Here is a 4,968-nt window from a genome sequence, read left to right on the forward strand (position 1 = left end):
AATTCCTCCGGAATTTTCCAAATAAGCACTTGCCAAAGCAATTAATTATAGCCATTGTTGAACTAATCCTCGTACCTCGGAAGCTTTTTTAGTTCCTTATAAAAATACAGTAAATTAAGTGATTCACAAACAACTTAAGATTATGTATCAAAAAAAAAAGCGAGACCATTTTAGAAACGGCCTTAGACGTCGCACCCGAATTTGAAGAACTAACACGTTCACTAGAGAAAAATTTTTCCATAAATGGCAAAGCTTCAAGTACCTTGAATAATTACTTGCGCTGCCTTGCTCACCTAGCTATTTATTATAAATGCAGCCCAGAACTCCTTACTGAAGAGCAGATAAACGACTACCTTTTTCATTGTCAAAATCTTCATAAAACCCCTTCCGAAAGTTTTTTTAAACATACCATTTATGGACTTCGTGCTGCTTATAAGGTTTTGGGAATGGATAAAAAACGCATCCAACTTCCGCAGATAGAAAGACAAAAAGATCTTCCTATCGTGCTCAATAAAAAAGAGGTTCGCGAGTTATTAAACGCTCCCAAATACTTAAAACATCGATTAATGCTTGCACTGCTTTACGGCTGTGGATTGCGTAGTTATGAGCTATGTAATCTGTTGCAATCTGATGTAGATTTTGAGCGAAAAATGGTGTTTATAAGAAAACAGAAAGAGAAAACGGATCGCTATGTTCCTTTGAGTGTGCATCTGATTAGAGGCTTAAAAAAATATTTTAAAACTGAACACCCCATAAAATATATTTTTAACAGTCAGGTTACAAAAGGCGGAATTGCACAAGCTTTTACCCCTGTAGGGATTCAATGGGTTATCAAAGAAAGTCGCTCTAAGGTAAACACCAAAAAGAAATTTACCACCCACACGCTTCGGCATTCGTACGCCACGCATTTACTGGAAGATGGTCTGAACATCAGGAGCTTAAAAGAACTCTTAGGACACGCTCGTATTGAAACCACCATTATGTATTTACATGTTTCCAATACGGGGAGTTCGGTTAAATTTAGTCCGTTGGACACCTTGTTTGGGAGCTAATGCAACCCACATACAAGGTAGCAGATGTATTAAATTTAGAAGTAGACCATCTGCACGAGATAGCGCATACTACTTGGAATGCACTCGCCTTACACGCCATACGTAAATGCCGCACCAAAGCCCTTGGCGGACATTTAGACTGGTGCGAGGATTGCGAGAAACTACACTTGCAATTTAATTCTTGTCGCAATAGGCATTGCCCTACCTGCCAAGGACATAAACAGCAGCAGTGGATTGAAGCCAGAACGAAGGAACTCCTTGCTGTGCCTTATTTTCATGTTGTTTTTACACTTCCAGATCATCTTAATTTTGTAGCACTACGATATCCCAGAGTGCTTTATAAAATATTATTTGATACCGTTTGGGAAACACTAAGTGCCTTTGGGAACAACCCTGAACATCTGGGCGGGAAACTAGGAATGGTTGCTGTATTGCACACTTGGGGACAGAATATGCAATTACACCCACATTTGCACTGTATCGTTCCTGGAGGTGGTGTTTCAAAAGCTGGATTTTGGAAAAAAGGAACATCAAAAGATGATTTTCTATTTTCGGTAGAAGCAATGAGTGATAAATACCGAGGTCGTTTTGCAGCCAAATTACGCAAAGCACTTCCGCAATTACCGCAATCGTTATATGATAATTTATTCAAAAAAGCATGGGTGGTGTTTTCAAAACCTCCTTTTGGGAAACCAGAAAATGTGATTGAATATTTAGGACGCTACACCCATAAGATTGCCATTAGCAACCACCGTATTCTTAAGATTGACCAACAAAACAGAACGGTTACTTTTAGTTTAAAAGATTACAAAAAAGGCGGTAAGAAAATCACCTTAACACTTTCTAGCAAAGAATTTATACGCCGTTTTCAGTTGCATATTCTGCCTAAAGGTTTTACCCGAATACGTCATTATGGATTTTTAAGTAGCGGTTGGAAAAAAGAGAAGTTGCCACATTTGCAATTGCAATTGGCAGACAAGGATTTGGTATACATTGAAACGATTGTGACTCAAGAGAAATCGCTCCATCGAATGTGCCCAAGCTGCAGAAAAGGAAGGTTAATTACACTTTTAACCTTCGATAGTCGTGGGCCACCAAAGAATTACAAAGAAATAACACAGCGTATCTTATTGAAATACAAAGCATAAAAAACAGCTCTAGATGGGACTAACATTCCTATGCCTAAAACGTAAAAAACTGACTAAAATCAGTCGATTAGGAGTTGAGAAAAACAGAAATAATGTTAAAAAGTGATTTTCGTATCACAAAATACTAAAACTCTTGCTAGTTTATAAGGCTTCTTCATTTTAGTACCCACACAAAAACCATCGTCTTCCCCCTTATCGAATCTGGATCAGTCAACAAGGCATATAGCGCTAGCCTATCGGCGCGCCATATGCTTAGTTATTGGCAATAGTTTTTATTTGTTTTTTACTTTCTCAGATTTAATAGGTGAATATTCCTTTATTAATATTCCATTAACTAAAATTTCTTCAAAATATGCTTTTGCTCCAGTAGTAATATTCATGTTTTCTACATTCTGAATATGAAAATGCAAATGTGGCTCAGAAGAATTTCCAGAGTTTCCACACAACCCTAACACATCTCCTTGTTGTACTATCTCGCCTTGTTTTACTTGTATAGAATGTTGTTTAAAATGCGCAAAGAATAAATACTCGTTATTACTCGTCTTTATGATTACGGTATTTCCTGGAATATAACTTGGGTTCAAAACACCAGGTTTGTTGTCTTTAATTCCGTCTACTACCAATACAATCTCTCCATTTGCTGGTGCTAATAGTTCTTTACCAAAAGCATAGTAATCTTCGTTGTTCTTTCCATCTGTTTTATGGCTTTTTCCAGCTGAATCAGTAATGATCATGTCAAACGCATTCTTTTGAGATTTGTATGCAACATGGTAGTTCTGCTCTTTAGTCTCTCCTCCCCAAAAAACAGTCCATTCATCTTTAAAAGGTAAGATTAATTTAGAGATATTCCTTTTAAGTACAGGTTGATTTTCAGTCACATACGGTTTTACCATCAATCCATTTATCTTAGAGTTTGCGTCTACAGAAATAAACAATGCCACCACAGCACGTTCAAAAGTTGTTTTGTATAAAGCGACATTGGCTTGAGGGTATTTTATAAATACTCTTTTTTTTATGCTGCCAGCCTGTGTCTTTAAAGCGCTTAAAAATGCCAATGTTTTATCATGTGGCATAAAGTTTTTCATTTCTTTAGTGAACATAATAAAAACCCCTTCATAATCATTGGTGTTGTATTTTTTTTGAAATTCGGTAGCTACTGTTTTTGAAATAGTAGTTTCTTGTTGTGCTACTGCAATATTTACAAGTAGAATTGTTAGTGTACTTAGGATGTATATTTTCAGTATTGTTGTTTTAATTTGAGTTGTTTAGTTGTTGCTGAATAACTTCGATATTTTTTAAAATTGGTTGTACGTCTTTTCTAGCGGCTCTTCTGTTGATCCATATACTAAACAAATAAAAGAATGCCAGACCTATTAATATGCCTGTTTTATCGGTAGCTGTTAATGGTAGTAGGTTTTCTGCAAACAGGTTTTTCCAGTTATAATCTGCTGGGTTTTCCAAGCCGATAATAAATATAAAGTTTGTTATAAATGATGGACCAGCATACCAATAGGCAGCAGAATATAATAGTTTTTCCTGTTGTTGCAATAGCTGTTTTTTATGTGCTAGTTGTTCTTTAAGCGATAAGGAGAACTTTTCAGATGAATTTTGTTGATTTGATTTTCTAAATTTATAGATCACATATACAAACCACAGAATAGATAAGAAACAGGAGAACTTGGTAATTGGAAACGGAATTTCATATGCAAAAAAGCTAAAAATTAGTATGCCAATTACAGAAGCACAAATTTCTCTTACGTCTCTATTTCTAATTTTCTTTTGAATGTATGTCATCTTTGTGTCAAACTCTTCTACCAATCGATCCGTTTCAATGCTTATTTGAGCTGTTTTTGAAGAATTCTTCCAGATATTTTTTAGTTCTTGTTCTAGCATATTAATTGATTTTTGGTGTAATACATTCAAACAATTTATTTCGTATTCTTTTCATTTTTACGGCAATATGATTTTCTGATAAGCCTGTAATTTCTGCAATTTCTTTGTAAGACAATTCATCTAAATACAATACAATAATAGAGGTGTCACTTTCATTTAAAGTAGCAATGCATTCTTTTAAATATGTAAACTTTTCTTCTTCAAATACATCTGCAGTTTCTGCAACTGGCGTAAAGTGAATGGCATCAAACCGTGCTGTTTTCTGATTGCTTTTGTCGAGGTTCATTTTGGAACGTAAGCAGACATTTAGCACAATTCTATACACCCAAGTATCAACAGAAGAATTTCCTTTGAAATTTGGCAGTGATTTCAATATCTGAAAAACTACTTCCTGAAAAAGGTCTTGTGGTTCTATAGGAGTAGAAGCATAAATTCTACAAATTCTGTAAATTTTATGTTTGTTCTCTTTTAAGAGTTGTTCAAAAGTATTTTGTGAATTACCCATGCATTTAAAGATATCAAAAAAAATGAAGTACTAGCTTAGTCTTTTTTTGAAGGTGTCTCTTCCAATTTATTTTTTGCCGAATTCATTCTTAAAAAATCGATAAAAAAACCACTCAATAAAATATAGCTAATTTTTTTGTATGCATCTCCTAATATAAAATAAGAAACAATCATCACTGTTGCCCAAACAATGCTATTAATAATTATTGTGTTGCTTAAAAACTGTTTTATTTTTTTGCTATTTTCCATATTCTTAAAGTTTAATGACACCTGTTTTAATGTGTCTCTATTCTTTTAGTGACAAGTTTTTTAAAAATATGACAAGAAATACGGTTTTTATTTTTTGTAGTATGCTAGATTCAAATTATTGC

The 4,968-nt window shown here is 34.4% G+C and carries 6 protein-coding genes; 2 read left to right on the forward strand and 4 right to left on the reverse strand.

The features are described 5' to 3' along the window. Positions 1-263: 263 nt before the first annotated feature. Positions 264-1,052: a tyrosine-type recombinase/integrase gene (locus tag CXF67_RS07990; protein WP_257984630.1), complete on the forward strand. Its 789-nt coding sequence runs from the start codon at positions 264-266 to the stop codon at positions 1,050-1,052. Further along, positions 1,052-2,200 (forward strand): IS91 family transposase, encoded by a 1,149-nt coding sequence (locus tag CXF67_RS07995; protein ID WP_102088278.1) that lies wholly within the window; start codon positions 1,052-1,054, stop codon positions 2,198-2,200. The genes CXF67_RS07990 and CXF67_RS07995 overlap by 1 nt, the downstream gene beginning before the upstream one ends. 272 nt (positions 2,201-2,472) lie before the next feature. Here the strand turns inward: CXF67_RS07995 and CXF67_RS08000 are convergent, their stop codons facing one another. From CXF67_RS08000 to CXF67_RS08015, 4 genes are read right to left on the reverse strand one after another with little or no spacing between them, the layout of a single operon-like run. Then, positions 2,473-3,456, reverse strand: a complete 984-nt coding sequence (locus tag CXF67_RS08000; protein WP_308302184.1) for a peptidoglycan DD-metalloendopeptidase family protein — start codon at positions 3,454-3,456, stop codon at positions 2,473-2,475. Beyond that, positions 3,452-4,093, reverse strand: a complete 642-nt coding sequence (locus tag CXF67_RS08005; protein WP_102088280.1) for a hypothetical protein — start codon at positions 4,091-4,093, stop codon at positions 3,452-3,454. The genes CXF67_RS08000 and CXF67_RS08005 overlap by 5 nt, the downstream gene beginning before the upstream one ends. 1 nt (position 4,094) lies before the next feature. Further along, positions 4,095-4,598, reverse strand: a complete 504-nt coding sequence (locus CXF67_RS08010; RefSeq protein WP_102088281.1) for an RNA polymerase sigma factor — start codon at positions 4,596-4,598, stop codon at positions 4,095-4,097. A gap of 35 nt (positions 4,599-4,633) precedes the next feature. Then, positions 4,634-4,846, reverse strand: coding sequence for a hypothetical protein (locus CXF67_RS08015; RefSeq protein WP_102088282.1), 213 nt, complete (start codon positions 4,844-4,846; stop codon positions 4,634-4,636). Positions 4,847-4,968 lie beyond the last annotated feature (122 nt).

Origin of the sequence: Psychroflexus sp. MES1-P1E, from assembly GCF_002836055.1 — a bacterium.
GTDB lineage: Bacteria > Bacteroidota > Bacteroidia > Flavobacteriales > Flavobacteriaceae > Psychroflexus.